The 18,584-nt window shown below is 61.2% G+C and carries 14 protein-coding genes and 1 pseudogene; 5 read left to right on the top strand and 10 right to left on the bottom strand.

The features are described from left to right. Window positions 1–134: 134 nt before the first annotated feature. The gene (gene ilvD / locus GIW69_RS11060; protein WP_236482444.1) at window positions 135–1,976 is read left to right on the top strand and encodes a dihydroxy-acid dehydratase; all 1,842 of its coding nucleotides are present in this window, start codon (window positions 135–137) and stop codon (window positions 1,974–1,976) included. Between the two features lie 94 nt (window positions 1,977–2,070). Here the strand turns inward: ilvD and GIW69_RS11055 are convergent, their stop codons facing one another. Then, window positions 2,071–3,126 carry a haloacid dehalogenase-like hydrolase gene (locus GIW69_RS11055; protein ID WP_236482442.1) on the bottom strand — a complete coding sequence of 352 codons (1,056 nt, stop codon included), beginning with the start codon at window positions 3,124–3,126 and terminating at the stop codon, window positions 2,071–2,073. A 252-nt stretch (window positions 3,127–3,378) separates the two neighbouring features. Here GIW69_RS11055 and GIW69_RS11050 point away from each other — a divergent pair, with 252 nt between their 5' ends. Beyond that, a complete protein-coding gene (locus tag GIW69_RS11050) occupies window positions 3,379–4,770 on the top strand; it encodes an L-cystine transporter (protein WP_236482440.1) in 1,392 nt (463 codons plus the stop codon). Between the two features lie 113 nt (window positions 4,771–4,883). Here GIW69_RS11050 and GIW69_RS11045 read toward each other — a convergent pair whose 3' ends face one another. Next, window positions 4,884–5,396: a dihydrofolate reductase gene (locus tag GIW69_RS11045; RefSeq protein ID WP_236482438.1), complete on the bottom strand. Its 513-nt coding sequence runs from the start codon at window positions 5,394–5,396 to the stop codon at window positions 4,884–4,886. 85 nt (window positions 5,397–5,481) lie between these two features. On the opposite strand from GIW69_RS11045, the gene GIW69_RS11040 reads away from it, so the two are divergent. Continuing rightward, window positions 5,482–6,855, top strand: a complete 1,374-nt coding sequence (locus GIW69_RS11040; protein WP_236482437.1) for a DUF2868 domain-containing protein — start codon at window positions 5,482–5,484, stop codon at window positions 6,853–6,855. Then, window positions 6,848–8,224, top strand: a complete 1,377-nt coding sequence (locus tag GIW69_RS11035) for a GTPase/DUF3482 domain-containing protein (RefSeq protein WP_236482435.1) — start codon at window positions 6,848–6,850, stop codon at window positions 8,222–8,224. Before GIW69_RS11040 ends, GIW69_RS11035 begins: the two co-directional genes overlap by 8 nt. Window positions 8,225–8,332: 108 nt before the next feature. Here the strand turns inward: GIW69_RS11035 and GIW69_RS11030 are convergent, their stop codons facing one another. The 6 genes from GIW69_RS11030 to GIW69_RS11005 form a co-directional block, all read right to left on the bottom strand. Next, window positions 8,333–8,890, bottom strand: coding sequence for a phosphonate degradation HD-domain oxygenase (locus tag GIW69_RS11030; protein ID WP_236482434.1), 558 nt, complete (start codon window positions 8,888–8,890; stop codon window positions 8,333–8,335). Between the two features lie 178 nt (window positions 8,891–9,068). After that, on the bottom strand, window positions 9,069–10,094 hold the full coding sequence (locus GIW69_RS11025) for a putative 2-aminoethylphosphonate ABC transporter substrate-binding protein (protein WP_236482432.1): 1,026 nt from the start codon (window positions 10,092–10,094) through the stop codon (window positions 9,069–9,071). 39 nt (window positions 10,095–10,133) lie between these two features. Beyond that, window positions 10,134–11,858: a putative 2-aminoethylphosphonate ABC transporter permease subunit gene (locus GIW69_RS11020; RefSeq protein ID WP_236482430.1), complete on the bottom strand. Its 1,725-nt coding sequence runs from the start codon at window positions 11,856–11,858 to the stop codon at window positions 10,134–10,136. Then, on the bottom strand, window positions 11,858–12,934 hold the full coding sequence (locus GIW69_RS11015) for a putative 2-aminoethylphosphonate ABC transporter ATP-binding protein (RefSeq protein ID WP_236482428.1): 1,077 nt from the start codon (window positions 12,932–12,934) through the stop codon (window positions 11,858–11,860). The genes GIW69_RS11020 and GIW69_RS11015 overlap by 1 nt, the downstream gene beginning before the upstream one ends. A 316-nt stretch (window positions 12,935–13,250) precedes the next feature. After that, on the bottom strand, window positions 13,251–14,114 hold the full coding sequence (locus GIW69_RS11010; RefSeq protein ID WP_236482426.1) for a LysR family transcriptional regulator: 864 nt from the start codon (window positions 14,112–14,114) through the stop codon (window positions 13,251–13,253). Window positions 14,115–14,129: 15 nt separating this feature from the next. Further along, window positions 14,130–16,439 carry a heavy metal translocating P-type ATPase gene (locus tag GIW69_RS11005; RefSeq protein ID WP_236482425.1) on the bottom strand — a complete coding sequence of 770 codons (2,310 nt, stop codon included), beginning with the start codon at window positions 16,437–16,439 and terminating at the stop codon, window positions 14,130–14,132. Window positions 16,440–16,524: 85 nt separating this feature from the next. Here GIW69_RS11005 and cadR point away from each other — a divergent pair, with 85 nt between their 5' ends. Next, a complete protein-coding gene (gene cadR, locus GIW69_RS11000) occupies window positions 16,525–16,974 on the top strand; it encodes a Cd(II)/Pb(II)-responsive transcriptional regulator (protein WP_236482423.1) in 450 nt (149 codons plus the stop codon). A 32-nt stretch (window positions 16,975–17,006) separates the two neighbouring features. Here the strand turns inward: cadR and GIW69_RS10995 are convergent, their stop codons facing one another. Together GIW69_RS10995 and GIW69_RS10990 are read right to left on the bottom strand one after the other, a co-directional pair. After that, on the bottom strand, window positions 17,007–17,858 hold the full coding sequence (locus tag GIW69_RS10995) for a hypothetical protein (RefSeq protein WP_236482421.1): 852 nt from the start codon (window positions 17,856–17,858) through the stop codon (window positions 17,007–17,009). 176 nt (window positions 17,859–18,034) lie between these two features. Then, window positions 18,035–18,352, bottom strand: a pseudogene (locus tag GIW69_RS10990) (thymidylate synthase); the annotation flags it as partial. Window positions 18,353–18,584 lie beyond the last annotated feature (232 nt).

Below are 18,584 nucleotides of genomic sequence, written 5' to 3'. Positions count from 1 at the left end.
GCTCAAGCTGAGGCAAGCGGCGATCCCGCAAAGTCATCGGCAACTTCCGGACACTCGGCCATTTTCGAGGTGTTCCAGACGTCAATAGAAGCTCACTTCCCTTTTGATACCCGATTAGCCGCCCGGAGTGCTCCATGCCTGATTACCGCTCGAAAACATCTACCCACGGCCGCAACATGGCCGGCGCCCGCGCACTGTGGCGCGCCACCGGGATGAAAGATGACGACTTCAAGAAGCCGATCATCGCGATTGCCAACTCCTTCACCCAATTCGTTCCGGGCCACGTACACCTGAAGGATCTGGGTCAACTGGTCGCCCGGGAAATCGAACGTGCCGGCGGTGTGGCAAAGGAATTCAACACCATCGCCGTGGATGACGGCATCGCCATGGGCCACGACGGCATGCTGTATTCGCTGCCGAGCCGCGAAATCATCGCCGACTCCGTCGAGTACATGGTCAACGCCCACTGCGCCGATGCGATCGTCTGCATCTCCAACTGCGACAAGATCACCCCCGGCATGTTGATGGCCGCCTTGCGCCTGAACATCCCGGTGATCTTCGTTTCCGGTGGCCCGATGGAAGCCGGCAAGACCAAACTGGCCAGCCACGGCCTCGATCTCGTCGATGCGATGGTCATCGCCGCCGACTCCACCGCATCTGACGAGAAGGTTGCCGAGTACGAGCGCAGCGCCTGCCCGACGTGCGGTTCGTGCTCCGGCATGTTCACTGCCAACTCGATGAACTGCCTGACCGAAGCCCTCGGCCTCGCGCTGCCAGGCAACGGTTCGACACTGGCGACCCACAGCGACCGCGAACAATTGTTCCTGCAGGCCGGCCGCACCATCGTCGAGCTGTGCAAGCGTTACTACGGCGAGAACGACGAATCGGTACTGCCGCGTAATATTGCCAACTTCAAGGCGTTCGAAAACGCCATGATGCTCGACATCGCCATGGGCGGTTCGACCAACACCATCCTGCATTTGCTGGCCGCCGCCCAGGAAGCCGAGATCGATTTCGACCTGCGCGACATCGACCGTCTGTCCCGCAGCGTGCCGCAGTTGTGCAAAGTGGCGCCGAACATCCAGAAGTACCACATGGAAGACGTGCATCGTGCCGGCGGCATCTTCAGCATTCTCGGATCGCTCGCCCGTGGCGGCCTGTTGCACACCGATCTGCCGACCGTACACAGCCGCAGCATGGAAGAAGCCATCGCCAAGTGGGACATCACCCAGACCACCGATGAAGCCGTGCATCACTTCTTCAAGGCAGGTCCCGCCGGCATTCCGACCCAGACCGCGTTCAGCCAGTCGACCCGTTGGGAAACCCTCGACGACGACCGTGAAAACGGCTGCATCCGCAGTTTCGAGCACGCTTACTCGCAAGAAGGTGGCCTCGCCGTGCTTTACGGCAACATCGCGCTGGATGGCTGCGTGGTGAAAACCGCCGGTGTCGACGAGTCGATCCATGTCTTCGAGGGCAACGCGAAGATCTTCGAAAGCCAGGACAGCGCCGTACGCGGCATCCTCGCCGACGAAGTGAAGGCTGGCGACGTTGTCATCATTCGTTACGAAGGCCCGAAAGGCGGCCCGGGCATGCAGGAAATGCTTTACCCGACCTCCTACCTGAAATCCAAAGGCCTGGGCAAGGATTGTGCGCTGCTGACCGACGGCCGCTTTTCCGGCGGCACGTCGGGCCTGTCCATCGGTCACGCTTCGCCAGAGGCAGCGGCCGGCGGCGCGATCGGTCTGGTTAAGGACGGCGATAAAGTACTGATCGACATTCCGAACCGTTCGATCAACCTGTTGGTCAGCGACGAAGAAATGGCCGCACGCCGTGCCGAGCAGGACAAAAAAGGCTGGAAACCGGTGGAAGTGCGTCCACGTAAAGTGACCACCGCCCTGAAGGCCTACGCCCTCCTCGCAACCAGCGCCGACAAGGGTGCAGTGCGTAACAAAGCGATGCTGGACGGGATTTAAATCAGTAGCAAGCTGCGAGCCACAAGCGGCAAGAAAGGGCAAAGGCGCTCTTGCTTACCGCTTGTAGCTTGTAGCTTGTAGCTTGTAGCTGCTCTTACTGTATTTCCTCCGGTTTGACGATCACCCAGTTTTTGTCCGCCGTCACCGGCAATCCTTCTTTCGCCTGCGCCGCCGAGTGCTTGGCCATCATGCCGTTGAGCTGGGTCATGTATTTGTCTTTGCGGTTGATCCACAAATGGATGCCGCCCTTCGCCACGTCGACATCGTGGAACAGCATGTAACCGTCACTCGTCGGGGTGTCGCCGCCCACCAGCACCGGTTTTTTCCACTCATCGATGTAGGTCAGGATCGCTGCGTGCTTGCCGGCCATCCAGGTCGCCGGTGTCCACAGGTACGGCGTCAGTTCGAGGCCGAGGTTGGCTTTCTCGTCGTAGTTGCCGGCAGTGATCTGTTTGCGCGTGGTGGTCAGTTCATTGGTTTCTCGGTTCTTCAGCAGCGTGGTCACGCCGATGACGTTCTGCGGTTTGACGTTGTAGCCGTACTTCGGATCCGCCGCGACCATGCGCACCAGTTCCTCGGAAGCGGCCGTCATCACATAGACCTCGATGCCGTTCTCCATCAGCTTGTTGTACAGCTCTTGCTGACCGGTGAAGATTTTCGGCGGGTTCACGTCGAGGTTCTTGACCACGTCACCTTCGTAATACGTGGTCGGCACCGGTTTGCCCGAGGCCATCAACTCATCGACGTAGCCTTTGAGTTCCTTGAGGGTAAAACCGGAGAACACTTGCGCCACCCACGGGTAGCAGACCATGTCGTCGACTTCGCACAGGCGATAGTAGTAGCTGAACAGGCTTTCCTTGTGCTCGGCGGTGTCCTTGAACGGCATCAGTTTCAGGGAGGGATCGAGTTTGTCGCGAGTGATCAGGCCTTTGTTTTCCATGAATGGCAGCAACGACTCTTCGAGGTCGTAACGGTAACTGGTGTTGTCCATGTCAAACACCGCGTAGTTACCCTTGTTGGCGTTGGCTGCGATCATCGCGTCCAGCGCCTTAGCCTGATCCAGTGGCCAGTGCTTGAGATCGGTGGCGAACGCTTGGCCGGCGAGGCCAAGGCAGAGTGCTACAGCGAGAAATTTCGGTGCGAACCTCATCGGCAGGCTTCCCCTTGTAAAAATCCATGATCAAGCGATCGACGCTAACAAATTAGTGTGACAACCCTCGCCTGTCAGCGACTGCCCGCGTCCCCTTTGCGTCAACTGCATCCCCGAGAGCGACACCGGCTTATTCCAAAAACGACGGACAAGCTGCTCTTTTGGTATTAATTCATTGCAAATCAAACTGTTAGGCTTCCCCGTTCGCGGTCGCCCAAGGATGCGACCGGCACACGTCTTATCGGAGTTTTCATGAATCTGCCGCTGATCCTCAATCTGCTGGTGTTCCTCGTCCTGCTGTTCGGTCTGGCGCAAACCCGCCACACGTCGTGGAGCCTGGCGAAAAAAGTCCTGCTCGCGCTGGTGTTGGGCGTGGCGTTCGGTGTGGCGCTGCACGCGGTTTACGGTGCCGGCAATCCGGTGCTGAAAACGTCCATCGGCTGGTTTGATCTGGTCGGTAACGGTTACGTGCAGTTGCTGCAAATGATCGTGATCCCGCTGGTGTTCGCCTCGATCCTCAGCGCCGTCGCCCGCCTCCACAACGCGTCATCCCTGGGCAAGATCAGTTTCCTGACCATCGGCACGCTGCTATTCACCACGGCGATTGCGGCGCTGATCGGTATCGGCCTGACCAACCTGTTCGGCCTTACCGCCGAAGGCCTGGTGGCCGGCGCTCAGGAAATGGCGCGTCTGCAAACGATTCAGACCGACTACGCCGGCAAGGTCGCCGACCTGAATGTGCCGCAACTGCTGCTGTCGTTCATTCCGCAAAACCCGTTCGCCGACCTGGCCCGCGCCAAGCCGACGTCGATCATTAGCGTGGTGATCTTCGCCGCCTTCCTCGGGGTCGCCGCGCTGCAACTGCTCAAGGATGACGTCGAAAAAGGCCAGAAAGTGATCAACGCCATCGACACCCTGCAAGCCTGGGTGATGCGGCTGGTGCGTCTGGTCATGAAACTGACCCCGTACGGCGTGCTGGCGTTGATGACCAAAGTGGTCGCCGGCTCCAACCTGCAAGACATCATCAAGCTCGGCAGTTTTGTCGTGGTGTCATACCTCGGCCTGGGCCTGATGTTTGTCGTGCATGGCGTGCTGGTGTCGGCGGCCGGGATCAACCCGCTGCGCTTTTTCCGCAAGATCTGGCCCGTGCTGACGTTTGCGTTCACCAGCCGCTCTAGCGCCGCGACCATTCCGCTGAGCATCGAAGCGCAGACCAGCCGTCTGGGCATCCCGCAAGCCATCGCCAGTTTTGCTGCCTCGTTCGGCGCGACCATCGGCCAGAACGGTTGCGCCGGTCTGTACCCGGCGATGCTCGCGGTCATGGTCGCGCCGACCGTTGGCATCAACCCGCTGGATCCGCTGTGGATCGCGCCGCTGGTGGGGATTGTGCCGCTGAGTTCGGCCGGTGGGGCGGGGGTGGGCGGCGGCGCGACATTCGCGGCGCTGATCGTGCTGCCGGCGATGGGCTTGCCGGTTTCGCTGGTGGCGTTACTGATTTCAGTCGAGCCGCTGATCGACATGGGCCGGACGGCGCTGAACGTCAGCGGGTCGATTGCGGCGGGGGCGATTACCAGTCAGGTGATGCAGCAGACCGATCAAGAATTGCTGGATGCGGATGTGCATGCGCAGTTGGCGCACACCTAAGTAGCGCCTGACAGACAGCTATCGCTGGCAAGTCAGCTCCCACAAGGATCGAAGCGTACGCATAATCTGCGTTCACCTCGGACACCGTGGGAGCTGGCTTGCCAGCGATGCTTTCAGGCTTTTTCCCAGACTTCGAAGTTGTACGAAGGCTTGTCACCTTCGGCCGGGTTTTCGATGTTGGACACCAGCTTCCACTGGCTCAAATCAAACGCCGGAAACCATGCATCCCCTTCCGGGCTTAACGCCACGCGCGTCAGGTACAAGCGATCAGCCTGTTCCAGCCCTTGCGCATACAACTGCGCCCCGCCGATCAGCATCAACTCATCAACGCCCTGCGCCTTCGCCCATTCTTCGGCGCGAACGATAGCAGCCTCCAGCGACGGGTAAACCTCCGCGCCTTCCAGCACCAGATCCGCCTGACGGCTGACCACGATGTTCAAGCGTCCGGGCAACGGTCGTCCGAGGGAATCCCAAGTCTTGCGACCCATGATGATCGGCTTGCCCAAGGTCGTGGCCTTGAAGTATTTGAAGTCCCCCGGCAAGTGCCAGGGCATGCTGTTATCGACGCCGATCACGCGGTTTTCACCGAGGGCTGCGATCAGGCTGAGAGGGAGTGATTTAGTCATGCCGGCGAGGATACCAGAGCCTTGCTTACCCCGATAAGCGCCACAGCGGTTATGCTCACGGCTCAATTGAGCGACGGGATGCCGCGTGACTGAACTGACTCCACTGCAAAACCTCTGGCTGACCGAAACCGTGCGCCTGCGCGAAGAACACGCAGGCGCGCTGGATGACCTGGAAGCCAATCGTCTGGCCCGTGCGGCCGGCGGCGATCTGCCGAGCCGCGTTCAGCGCCGCAACCTGTGGCTGGCCGAGCGCGATGGCCTGACCGACGCCTTGCAACACTGGTTGCAAGGGGCGCGTCTGGCGCTGGTGTTGTTGATGATTTTCGCTGTGTTGAGTGGCGCCGGGTTGGCGTTCGCCGCCCTCGGTCAGTCGCCGGTCAACGTGTTCTGGGCTTTGGGCAGTCTGCTCGGGCTGAATCTGATTCTGCTGTTGAGCTGGGCGCTGGGGCTGGTGTTTGCCGGTGAACACGGCGCGACGCTCGGACGTCTGTGGCTCTGGCTCAGCGAAAAACTCGCCCGTGATGCCAAAGCCGCGCAACTGGCGCCTGCCCTGCTGCTGATGCTGCAACGCAAAAAACTCAATCGCTGGGCGCTCGGCACATTGGTCAATGGACTCTGGCTGCTGGCGATGCTCAGCGCACTGATTTTTCTGCTGACGTTGATGGCGACCCGACGCTATGGCTTCGTCTGGGAAACCACAATTCTCAGTGCCGACACGTTCATCCACGTCACCCATACCCTCGGCGCGCTGCCGGCGCTGCTCGGTTTCAACGTGCCAAGCGTGGACATGATCCGCGCCAGCGGCGACGGCGCGCTCGACATCGAAAGCGCCCGTCAGGCCTGGGCGAGTTGGCTGGTCGGCGTGCTGGTGGTCTACGGCGTAATGCCGCGTTTGCTGCTGGCAATGTTCTGCTTCTGGCGCTGGAACAGCGGCAAAGCGGCGCTGCGTCTGGATCTGAACCTGCCCGGTTATGCGCAACTGCGCGAACGCCTGATGCCGACCAGCGAACGCCTCGGCATCAACGATGCGGCCCCTGCGCAATTGCATCGGGTCGAAAGCGCCGTCAGCGAACACGCCACCGACGGTGCGCTGTTGGTGGCGATCGAGCTCGACGATCAGCGTCCATGGCCTCCGCAACTGCCGAAGAATGTCAGCAACGCCGGCATCCTCGACAGCCGCGAATCACGCCACAAACTCCTTGAGCAATTGAGCCGCTTTCCCCCGGCGCGCCTGGCAATCGCCTGCGACCCGCGCCGTTCGCCGGATCGCGGCAGCCTCTCGTTAATCGCCGAACTGGCGCGCAACGCTGGCGCCACCCGCGTGTGGTTGTTGCAGGCGCCGCCCGGCCAGGCACTGGATGGCGAACGTCTCGGCGACTGGCATGTGGCGCTGCAACAACTTGAGGTGCCGTTCGCCGATAGCGCCCCGCTGAACTGGCTGGAGAGCGGTCATGACTGATGCCTGGAAAGCCCCGCTGAAACTCGCGGTGGTCGGCCACACCAACGTCGGCAAAACTTCGTTGCTGCGCACCCTGACCCGTGACGTCGGCTTCGGCGAAGTCTCGCATCGCCCGAGCACCACACGGCACGTCGAAGGCGCGCGATTGTCGGTGGATGGCGAACCGTTGCTCGATCTGTACGACACGCCGGGACTGGAAGATGCCATCGCCTTGCTGGATTTTCTCGAACGCCTGGAGCGCCCCGGCGAACGCCTCGACGGCCCGGCACGGCTGGCGCGATTCCTCGACGGCAACGAAGCACGCCAGCGCTTTGAACAGGAAGCCAAAGTCCTGCGGCAATTGCTCGCCTCGGACGCCGGCCTCTATGTGATCGATACCCGCGAACCGGTGCTCGCCAAGTACCGCGATGAACTGGAAGTGTTGGCCAGTTGCGGTAAACCGTTGCTGCCGGTGCTCAATTTCGTCAGCAGCGCCAACCACCGCGAGCCGGACTGGCGTGAAGCGCTGGCGCGGCTTGGCCTGCATGCGCTGGTACGTTTCGACAGCGTCGCGCCGCCGGAGGATGGCGAGCGACGGCTGTATGAAAGCCTCGCGTTGTTGCTGGAGAACGCGCGCCCGCAACTGGAGCGCCTGATCGCCGGTCAACAGGCCCAGCGCATCGCCCGTCAGCAGAGTGCGGCACGCTTGATCGCCGAGCTGCTGATCGATTGCGCGGCGTGTCGGCGCAGTGTGTCCAGCGAGGCGGAGCTAGAACAACAGGCGATCAGTGAGCTGCGCAAAGCCGTGCGCCAGCGTGAGCAGCGTTGCGTCGAGGCGCTGCTCAAACTCTACGGCTTCCGCCCGCAAGACGCGGCGGCCAGCGATCTGCCGCTTCTCGACGGACGCTGGGGCGATGACCTGTTCAACCCGGAAACCCTCAAGCAACTCGGCGTGCGGGTCGGTGGCGGAATTGCTGCCGGTGCAGCGGCCGGCGCGGGTGTGGACTTGCTGGTCGGCGGCCTGACGTTGGGCGCCGCCGCCATTGCTGGCGCGATTGCCGGCGGCGCGCTGCAAACCGCGCGCAGTTATGGCAACCGCTTGCTCGGCAAGATCAAAGGGCAGCGCGAATTGACCGTCGATGACAACGTGCTGCGGCTGTTGGCGTTGCGTCAGCGCCAGTTGCTGCAAGCGTTGAATGCTCGCGGGCATGCGGCGATGGAAAGCATTCAGGTGGCGACGCCGCAGGACAAGAGCTGGCGCGAGGGCAAGTTGCCGGAGGCGCTGAACAAGGCGCGGGCGTACCCGCAGTGGTCATCGTTGAATCCACACCCGAAGTTGAGTCAGGCGGAGCGCCAGGAGCAGATTGAGGTGTTGGCCGCAGAGTTGTAGCGTCTGACCCGCCGCCATCGCTGGCAAGCCAGCTCCCACAAGTTTTTGGGTGCAGTCCAACCTGTGGGAGCTGGCTTGCCAGCGATTGCAGCAACCTGGTTTGTAGCCTTATGAAGCCAACAATCGCAGCGCTTTCTGTTTCAAAACCCCAAGATCCATCACCGCCACGTCCATCTCCTTCGCCAACTCATCCCACTGACGCATGCGCAAACTCACCGCACACAACGGATCACGTTCAAATGCTTCAGCCTCAGTGACTGTCATCACTCCGCCCTGATAGTCCAGTGTGCGCCGACTGGCCTCGCTCAAGCGTGCGTAATACCCGGGATCTTTCAGCGTCAGATAACGCTTGGCCTGCACGTGATATTCCACCAGCCGCGCCAGCCGTTCGCTGAACCCGGCGCGACGCAGATAATCGGCCCCCAGCCGTTCATGACTGACCACGCCATAACCGCCCATGTTCTGCGCGCCTTCGGCGCACAAATGGCCAATGTCATGGAAAAATGCCGCCAGCACCACCTCATCATCGAAGCCCTCGGCCATGGCCCATTCGGCGGCCTGGGACATGTGTTCGATCTGCGACACTGGTTCGCCGATGTAATCGTTGGCGCCGAAGCGCTCATACAAACCGAAGACCTCGGCGATGACCTGCTCGTGACCCTGCATCAGATTTCCTCCAGCAATGTGGCAACATTTGCCTGGCCAACCCCGGGATGAATTCACAACCGCCATCGCTGGCAAGCCAGCTCCCACAAGGTTGGTTGTGTACATTAATACTGTAATCACTCAGAAACCTGTGGGAGCTGGCTTGCCAGCGATGGGCCCCATGGAGCCAATACCACTCTTACTTGGCCGCCACTTTCTCGGACTTGCCGTCATAGCGCTTGCGCCATTCGCTCAGGATGTCGTCGCGATTCTTCGAAGCCCAGGCAAAGTCGTTCTTGATCAAACGCTGTTCGTAGTCGGCGGGCAATTCGGTCTGCGGCTTGGCGATGCCCGGCTGCGCGAGCACGGCGAAGTTCTCCTTGTAGAGATTCATCGCTTCGGTGCTGGCGGAGAAGTCGGCGAGTTTTTTCGCCGCCTCTTCATGCGGGGTGCCTTTGATCACGGCGGTCGCTTCGATCTCCCAGCCCAGGCCTTCCTTCGGCAGGATGATGTCCAGCGGCGCGCCTTGGCGCTTGAGCTGCACGGCCGGGTACTCGAACGAAATGCCGATCGGGAATTCACCCGACGCCGCCAGTTTGCAAGGCTTGGAGCCGGAGTGAACGTACTGGCCGATGTTCTGGTGCAGGCCGTCCATGTAGGCCCAGCCCTGCGGCTCGCCGAAGGTTTGCAGCCAGGCGCTGACGTCGAGAAAACCGGTGCCGGACGACGCCGGGTTCGGCATGACGATCTTGCCTTTGTACTCAGGCTTGGTCAGATCCTGCCAGCTCACCGGTTTGCTCAACCCCTGTTTTTCGGCCTCGACGGTGTTGAAGCAAATGGTCGCCGCCCACACATCCATGCCGACCCACGCCGGTGGATTGGCGGCGTCGCGGTAGTTGCCGCCGATTTTTTCCAGATCCTTCGGCGCGTAGCTTTGCAGCATGCCTTGCTGATCGAGAATCGCCAGGCTCGACGCCGCCAGCCCCCACACCGCGTCAGCCTGTGGGCGGGCCTTTTCGGCGAGCAGTTTGGCGGTGATGATCCCAGTGGAGTCACGAACCCACTTGATCTCGACGTCCGGGTTGGCCTTTTCGAAGGCTTCTTTATAGGACTTGAGCTGTTCGGCTTCGAGGGCGGTGTACACCGTCAATTCGGTTTTCGCCGCGAAGGCGTTCAGGCTGAACGTAGCGAGCACAGCAGCGGCCAGGGCCAAGGGCTTGAACATGATCGGTTTCCTGTCGTTGTTGAAGTGGGGTTGCTGGAATCAGTGGCCGGGCGCGGTTTGCCGCCAGGCCTGGGAACGGCGCAGCACGCCGCGCGAAGCCCACGCCAGCAGCAGGGACACGCCCGCCGAGGTGAACAGAATCAGGGTCGACATCGCCGCCGCGCCGCCCACGTTGCCGGCGTCGTCCATGTTCAGCACCGCCACCGCTGCGAGGATGGTGTCGGGGCTGTAGAGAAAAATCGCAGCGGAAACCGTGGTCATCGCCGACACGAACAGGTAGCGCACGATGTCCAGCAGCGCCGGCAGGCAGATCGGCACGGTGACGCGCAGGTAGTGGCGGTACAGCGGTGCCTTGAGCGACAGCGCGGCGGCTTCGAACTCGGCGTCGAGTTGGCGCAGCGCGGTGGTCGCGGTCATTTGCGCGGTGGTCAAATAGTGAGCGATGGTGCAGACGATCAGCAGCGTCATCGTCCCGTACAGCACGTGCAACGGGTTGCCGGTCAAGTTGAAGAAGAAAACGTAACCCAGCCCCAGCACCAGCCCCGGCACCGCCATCGGAATAAAGCTGAGCATGCGCAGAGTCAGGTTGAGGCCGCACTGGGTGCGGGTTTTCTCCATCAGATAGGCGCCGGTGAAAATCAACACACTGCCGATCAACGCGGTGCCGACAGCCATTTTCAGACTGTTGCCATAGGCCAGCCAGCCACCGCCGGCGGTTTCGTTGAATTGATAGTGGTTGAGCGACAGCGACAGGTTGTACGGCCAGAATTTCACCAATGACGAGAACACCGCCATGCCGAACACCAGCAACAGCGCTGCGCTGATTAACGTCACGATCGCCAGATAAGACCCATCGCGCACTGTCGACGGCGCCGGTTTGAACACTTGAGCGCGGCCGCTCATCGAGTCACCGTGACGGCGGCGCAACCAGGCATCGACACCGAAACTGAACAGGGCCGGCAGCAACAGCACCATGCCGATCAACGCGCCGCGACCGAACTGTTGCTGGCCGACCACGGCTTTGTAGGCTTCCAGCGCCAGCACTTGATAGTCGCCGCCGACCACCACGGGCACGCCGAAATCGGTGATGGTCAGGGTGAACACCAGGCAGAACGCAGCAAACACGGCTTGGCGAGTCCCCGGCCAGGTGATGCTGCGAAACGCCTTCGCCGGACTGGCGCCCATGCTCGACGCGGCGTCGAACAATCGCGCATCGGCCAGCGACAGCGCTGACAGCAAAATCATCAGCGCATGCGGAAAGGTGTAGATCACCTCACCCAGCACGATGCCCCAAAAACCGTAGATGTTGTCCGAAAGCAAGCCGCGCAACAGGCCCTGATTGCCGAACAGATACACCAGAGCAATCCCCGGCAGCATCGACGGCGCCATCAGTGGCAACAGGGAAATCCCGCGCCAGATGGATTTGCCGGGAATCAGCGTGCGCTGCAAGGCGTAGGCAAACAGGTAGGCCAGCGGTACGACGATGGCCGCGACACTGAGAGAAACCTTCAGGCTGTTGCCGAGCAACCAGTGGAAGTTGTCGCTGGTCACCAGTTCTTTTGCAGCGAGCCAGCCACCGCCCTGCCCGGCTTCGCTGCTGAAACCGCGCCAGAAGATCGCCAGCAACGGCAATAACACCGCCATACCCAGCAGCACCAGCAGCAGAATTTTGCCGCCGAGCACAAAGATCCGGTCGCCGACTTCGGCTCGGGACATTGGCCGCGCCTGCTTGTGCGGTAGCGGCAGGGCGAGGTTCGCGCTCATCAGGCAAACACCTGCAGACTGCGCGGCGGGAGGGCGACCATGATGTGCTGGGCGCCGAGACGCGGCATCGCTTCTGGCGCCAGTTCGGCAAGCAGCGCATGGCCGGGCAAGTGATCGAGTTCGAAGCTCATGCGGCAGCGATTGCCAAGGAAGGTGATTTCACGAACCTTGGCCGGGAACAGGTTTTCTTCGTGCACCAGCGGATTGACGTTGATCGCCTCCGGGCGGCAAAACAGTCGGCCCGAAGCACTGCTGGCACTGCCGTCGGCCAGACGCAAATCCATGCCGCCAACCCGGGCGTGGGTGTCGCTGCTGCGCTGGAACGGCAGCCAGTTGCCCTGCCCGACGAACTCCGCGACAAACGGCGTGGCCGGGCGGTTGTAGATTTCCTGGGGCGTGGCGTACTGCTCAACCTTGCCGTTGTTCATCACGGCAATGCGGTCAGCCATCAGCATGGCCTCGTCCTGATTGTGCGTGACCATCAGGGTGGTGATGCCGAGGTTGCGCTGCAATTGGCGCAACTCGGTGCACAGATGCTCACGCACCCGAGCATCGAGGGCCGACATCGGCTCATCCAGCAACAGCAACGAAGGGGCTGGCGCCAGGGCGCGGGCCAGCGCGACGCGTTGTTGCTGACCGCCGGAGAGTTGGCCGGGGTACTTTTTCTCACTGCCGATGAGGCCGACCAATTCCAGCATCTGACCGACCTGACGGCGCACTTCGTCGCGACCACTGCCGGCGAGTCCGTAGGCAATGTTCGCTTCGACGGTCAGATTGGGGAACAACGCGTAGGACTGGAACAGAATGCCGTAGTCCCGCGCCTGGGGCGCGAGGCCGGACACATCGCGGTCACCGAGGTACAACTCGCCGCTGTCCTGTTTCTCCAGCCCGGCGATGCAGCGCAGCAGCGTGGTCTTGCCGCAACCCGAGGGGCCGAGCAGGCAGACCAGCTCACCGGCCGCCACATCGAGGGAGACGTTATCCAGCGCGGTGAAGGCGCCGAAGCGTTTGTGCACGTGGCGCACTTTCATCGGTGCGCCGGGGTGGGTCAGGGCAGTGGCAATTGCGCGGTTCATGGACAGGCCTCATCGAACAGATGCAGGCCATCCTAGGGTTGTAATGCGTCCGTCATGTGGCAGTGAGGCAAAATCCTCTGATAGTGGTATTGGCAGATTTGAGGTTATGCATCGCCTGAACTGCCGCCATCGCTGGCAAGCCAGCTCCCACAGGGGTTTGCAGTGCACTTGGGTTCGCCAAACACCAGAGAGCCCTGTGGGAGAAGGGCTTGCCAGCTCCCACAGGGTTTTGCAGTGAGGCTGGATTCTCTGACCACCAGAGAAACCTGTGGGAGCTGGCTTGCCAGCGATGAGGCCGGCACAGACACCCAAAATCTCAGGCCGGGGACATTTCCTGCGCCAACCCGAGAAACGCCGCCGGCAACCGGGCGCTTTTTCGCTCCTTGAGGCAATACAGATACTCGGGAAGCTGCGGTGCATTCTCCAGCGTCAGCACCCGCAACTGCGGATCGTGCGGGACTTCCTGTCGCGCAATGATGCTGATGCCGATGTTGCGCAACACCGCTTCGCGGATCGATTCGCGGCTGCCGATCTCCAGCAGCGGGCCGGAACTCACCCCGGCGCTCGCCAGAAATTCTTCGGTCAGGCGCCGCGTGGTCGAACCGGTTTCGCGCATCAACAAGGTGTGCCCGGCCAAGGCACTGAGCGCCACATGGTCGTGCGCCGCCAGCGGATGATTGCGATGCACCGCCAGCACCAGCGGATCGGTGCCCAGCACCCGGCGAATCAGCCGCGCATCGTCGAGCATTTGCGACGAGGCGGCGACGTCCACCCGGTAATCTTCCAGCGCTTCGAGCACTTGCTGGGAGTTGCCGATTTCCACCGAGACCTCCACCTGCGGCAACCGCTCGCGGAAGGTCTTCACCAGATCGAGGATGTAATACGGCGCGGTGGCGGCGATGCGCAATGTGCCCTGCACCTGGCCGCTGTTGCGCAAGAAAAATTCGATATCGGCTTCCTGCTGCATCAGCGTCTTGACCATCGGCAGCAATCGCGCGCCCTCGTCGCTGACGCTAAGGCGGCGACCGCCGCGATAGAACAGTTCCACCGAATACTGGCTTTCCAGATTGCGGATCTGCGTGGTCACGGTCGGTTGGCTGAGGCCGAGTTTTTTGGCCGCCAGGGTGATGCTGCCCAGGCGGGCCACCATGTAAAACGCCTTCAGCTCGGCACTCAGCACAACCGTCCCTCTCTTCTATTTGCGCAACAGGCGCAACCCGTTGAACACCACTAGCAGGCTCACGCCCATGTCGGCGAACACCGCCATCCACATGGTGGCGAGTCCGGCGAAGGTTACTCCAAGAAAGATCGCTTTGATCACCAGCGCCAACGCAATGTTCTGTTTGAGGATGCTCGCCGTGTCGCGCGACAGGCTGATGAATGCAGGAATCTTGCGCAGATCATCGTCCATCAGGGCGACATCAGCGGTTTCAATCGCGGTATCGGTGCCCGCAGCGGCCATGGCGAAACCAATCTCCGAGCGGGCCAGCGCTGGCGCATCGTTGATGCCGTCGCCGACCATGCCGACCCGGTGACCCTGGGCATACAGGTCGTCGATGGCTTGCAGCTTGTCCGTCGGCAACAGATCGCCACGGGCTTCATCAATGCCGACCTGCGCCGCAATCGCTTGTGCGGTGTGAGCGTTGTCGCCGGTGAGCATCAAGGTTTTCACGCCGAGGTCGTGCAATTGGCGGATCGCTTCGCGGCTGGTTTCCTTAACTGTGTCGGCCACGGCGAACAGCGCGAGCGGACCGGAGGCGTCGAGCAGCAGCACGACAGACTTACCCTGCTGCTCCAGCGCGAACAGTTTCTCTTCCAGTTGCGGCGAGCACAGACCCAGCTCTTCAACCAATCGATGGTTGCCCAAGTGGTAAGTCTGGCCGTTGATGTCGCCTTTCACGCCACGACCGGCCAGCGCTTGGAAGTTATCCACAGTGAGCGGCGCAAACTTTTTGTCCACAGCCGCAGTGGCGATGGCCAGCGACACCGGGTGATCGGAACGGCCAGCCAGCGCGGCGGCAATCGTCGGCGCCGTGGCATCGGCCGTCGGATCGAGCGCGATGTAATCGGTCTGCAACGGTTTGCCATGGGTGATCGTGCCGGTCTTGTCCAGTGCGAGGAAGTCGAGTTTGTGCCCGCCCTCCAGATACACGCCGCCCTTGACCAGAATGCCTTTGCGCGCGGCGGCTGCCAGACCGCTGACGATGGTCACCGGGGTGGAAATCACCAGTGCGCACGGGCATGCGACCACCAGCAAAACCAGCGCGCGGTAGATCCAGTCGAACCACACTGCGCCCATGAACAGCGGCGCAATGATTGCCACTGCCAATGCCAGGACGAACACGGCGGGGGTGTAGATTTTCGAGAACTGATCGACGAAACGCTGGGTCGGTGCCCGCGCGCCTTGCGCCTGTTCAACGGCGTGGATGATCCGCGCCAGGGTCGAGTTGCTTGCTGCGGCGGTCACGCTGTACTCCAGCGATCCGGCCTGGTTGATGGTGCCGGCGAAGACTGTGTCGCCGACGGTTTTTTCCACCGGGAGGCTTTCGCCAGTGATCGGCGCCTGATCGATGGTTGAATTGCCAGCGACGACTTCACCGTCCAGGGCAATGCGCTCACCCGGTTTAACCCGTACTCGCGCGCCGAGATCGACAACTTTTACGTCCTGTTCGATCCAGTTGCCATCGGCCTGCAACACCGTGGCTTGTTCCGGCTTCATCTGCATCAGGCCGCTGATGGCGTTGCGCGCGCGATCCAGCGAGCGTGCTTCGATCAGCTCGGCCACGGTAAACAGGAACATCACCATCGCCGCTTCCGGCCATTGGCCGATGAGGATTGCACCGGTCACGGCAATGCTCATCAGCGCGTTGATGTTGAGGTTGAAGTTCTTCAGGGCGATCCAGCCCTTTTTGTAGGTGCTCAGGCCGCCGCTGAGGATCGACACCAGCGCAACGATCGCCACCACCCAGTTGGGCGCAGCGTTGGTGAAATGGATGACTTCCGCCCCGAGCGCCGTGACGCCGGACAGCGCCAGTGGCAACCACGGTTTGCGCTCAGGTGCAGCGGCGGGGGCTTCAACGCCCGCCTCCATCGGTTCGGCGTGCATACCAAGGGACTTGATCGCCTCGATAATGGCTGCGGTGTCCGCCAGGTTGTGGGTGACGCCGAGCACGCGGTTGATCAGGTTGAATTCCAGTTGTTGAACGCCGGCGAGTTTGCCGAGTTTGTTCTGGATCAGCGTCTGCTCGGTCGGGCAGTCCATCGCCTCGATGCGGAAACTGCTCAACCGGGCGTCGGCGCTGGGCGCTTCGCTCAGTTGCACCAGCGACGGCGCAGCGGCTTTTGACGAGCAGCAGGCGCCTTCGCTCGTCTGGACGGGCGCAGGCGCAACAACGTTCGACCCACAGCAGCTATCGCCGCCATGGTCGTGCTTATGCACAGGCTGCAATTTGTGGCTGTGATCGTGCCCGCCGCCGGTTTTGTGGGTGTGCAGTGAATCGCTCATCGGTCGCGTCCATAAAGGTGCCTGTTGCCAAGTAAAGACCCTGTAGCCACTATAGGGTCAAGCACCGTTTCTGGAGATGGCCGTCATGAAGATCGGAGAACTGGCGAAGTTGACCGACTGCGCCGTGGAAACCATCCGCTATTACGAACGCGAAAACCTGCTGCCGGAACCGGCCCGCAGCGACGGCAATTACCGCGTCTACACCCAGGCCCACGCCGAGCGCCTGACCTTTATTCGCAACTGCCGCACCCTCGACATGACCCTTGAAGAAATTCGCAGCCTGTTGGCCTTGCGCGACAGCCCGCAGGATCAGTGCGAAAGCGTGAACGCGCTGATCGACGAACACATCCTCCACGTCAAGGCACGGATCGATGGCTTGCTCGCGTTGCAGACGCAATTGCTCGACCTGCGCCAACGCTGCGGCGAAGGGCCGGATGCGGACCATTGCGGGATTTTGCAGCGGCTGGAAGTGAGCGGCGGCGTTGTAGCGAGCGAAAACGAACCGTCCCACGTCGGTCGCAGCCATGGCCATTGATACGCCCCCTGCGGCAGCGCCTACACGGGTGTTTAGATGATTTCGAAGCTGACTTCGCCGACCGCGCCCGGATTCCAGTAGAAATTGGGGCTTAACCGGGCGCCCAGGTAGAGCCGGTACAGCACCGTCACCCGACGACCGACATGGGACTGATACACCGCCGGATCAACCGAAAACTCCGTGGTTTTCTGCGCTGACACCGTGATCCGGCGCTGGCGCTCGACCCAGTGATCCGGCTCGTGAATCCACAGGATTTCCATCGCGTTATATGCGCGCATGTTGGCAATGGGCGCGACACTCACCTTGATCCCGTCGGGAAACGCCGAAGCCTGCAGCACACCATTCACCACACCTTCTACTTCCAGTGGCGGCTTGCTGCCCAATGCAGGCGCAACGTACACAAACCGCGATCGCGAAGGCCTGGCGCCACCGGATTGCGGCAGATGGACGAAAATGACTTCAACCGTTTTCCCTTCAAAACCGCTGATGACGGCGTCCGGGATACCCACCAGAATAAAATGCTCCTTGCTGTCCACCGCCATCGGCAGCGACTGAAACGGCGCTGAGCCATCAAGCGGCGTCCAGTCCACGCGTATCTCATCACCGAGGGCGATTTCTGCTGGTTGCGGATCGACCCATGCGGTCACGGCATTACGAAAGGGCGAACCGGGCTCGAATATTTCCATCGGGATCACAACACCTTCCGGCTCGGTTGCACCAAATCCGAAGTATTTGTCCTCTACCGCGTAGTAGTAGTGAATCAGCGGCGCATCGAAATCGCTCACCACCCTCGGCGATGTGACGTCGGAAATCAGGGCCGGGCTGACCTCCGGGTTCGGAGCGCCGCAAAATCCTTCCCCTGATGACATTGAGAGGTGTGCCATGAACGTCTCCTCGGTCGAAAACGTCAGATAACCACGCGCGGCAAGGCAACGGCACTGTCAGTTATGACAGGTCGATTAGACTGATTTGGCATAGGCAACCCAACGGGTTGAGAGGACGCAGGCACGCTCGATCTAACGTCGGGCGTGCCTGATCAGGTGAGCGCGAGATCGAGCGATCAAACCGCCATCGGCGCGGTCATTGGCGCGTGATGCTCGTAGCCTTCCAGTGAGAAGTCACTCGGTTCGACCAACTCCAGCCATTGCGGCTGGTAAACGCCGGTCTTGGCGAACTCCGGCACGCGATCCGAGATTTTCAGCTTCGGCATGGCGAATGGCTCGCGCTTGAGCTGTTCGTTGAGCATGTCCAAGTGGTTTTCGTAGACGTGGGCATCACCGATGAAATAGGTGAACCAGCGCGGCGTGTAACCGGTCAGGCGACCGATAAGGCTCAGCAGCGCGGCGCCTTCGGTGAGGTTGAACGGCGTGCCGAGCCCTTTCATGCCCCCCATATATTGCCCAATCCAGCGTGTTTCGACGTCTGTAGGCAATATCACTTATGTGCAGTTCAAATTATGCACATTTCGAGAATACATGTCCATCTTTTCTTCATACAAATTAGCGAGTTAACTGAAGTCCGCTGCCCATGCGGCTTTGCGGGACTTTCAATGGATTCGCCTAGCCAGAGTGGCGCTCAGCCCTATGCCCTGGAAACGGATACACTCCGCC

The organism is Pseudomonas syringae (assembly GCF_021605415.1).
Classification (GTDB): domain Bacteria; phylum Pseudomonadota; class Gammaproteobacteria; order Pseudomonadales; family Pseudomonadaceae; genus Aquipseudomonas; species Aquipseudomonas syringae_S.
Note: the sequence above shows the minus strand (reverse complement) of the source record. Positions and strands in the feature narration are given on the sequence as shown.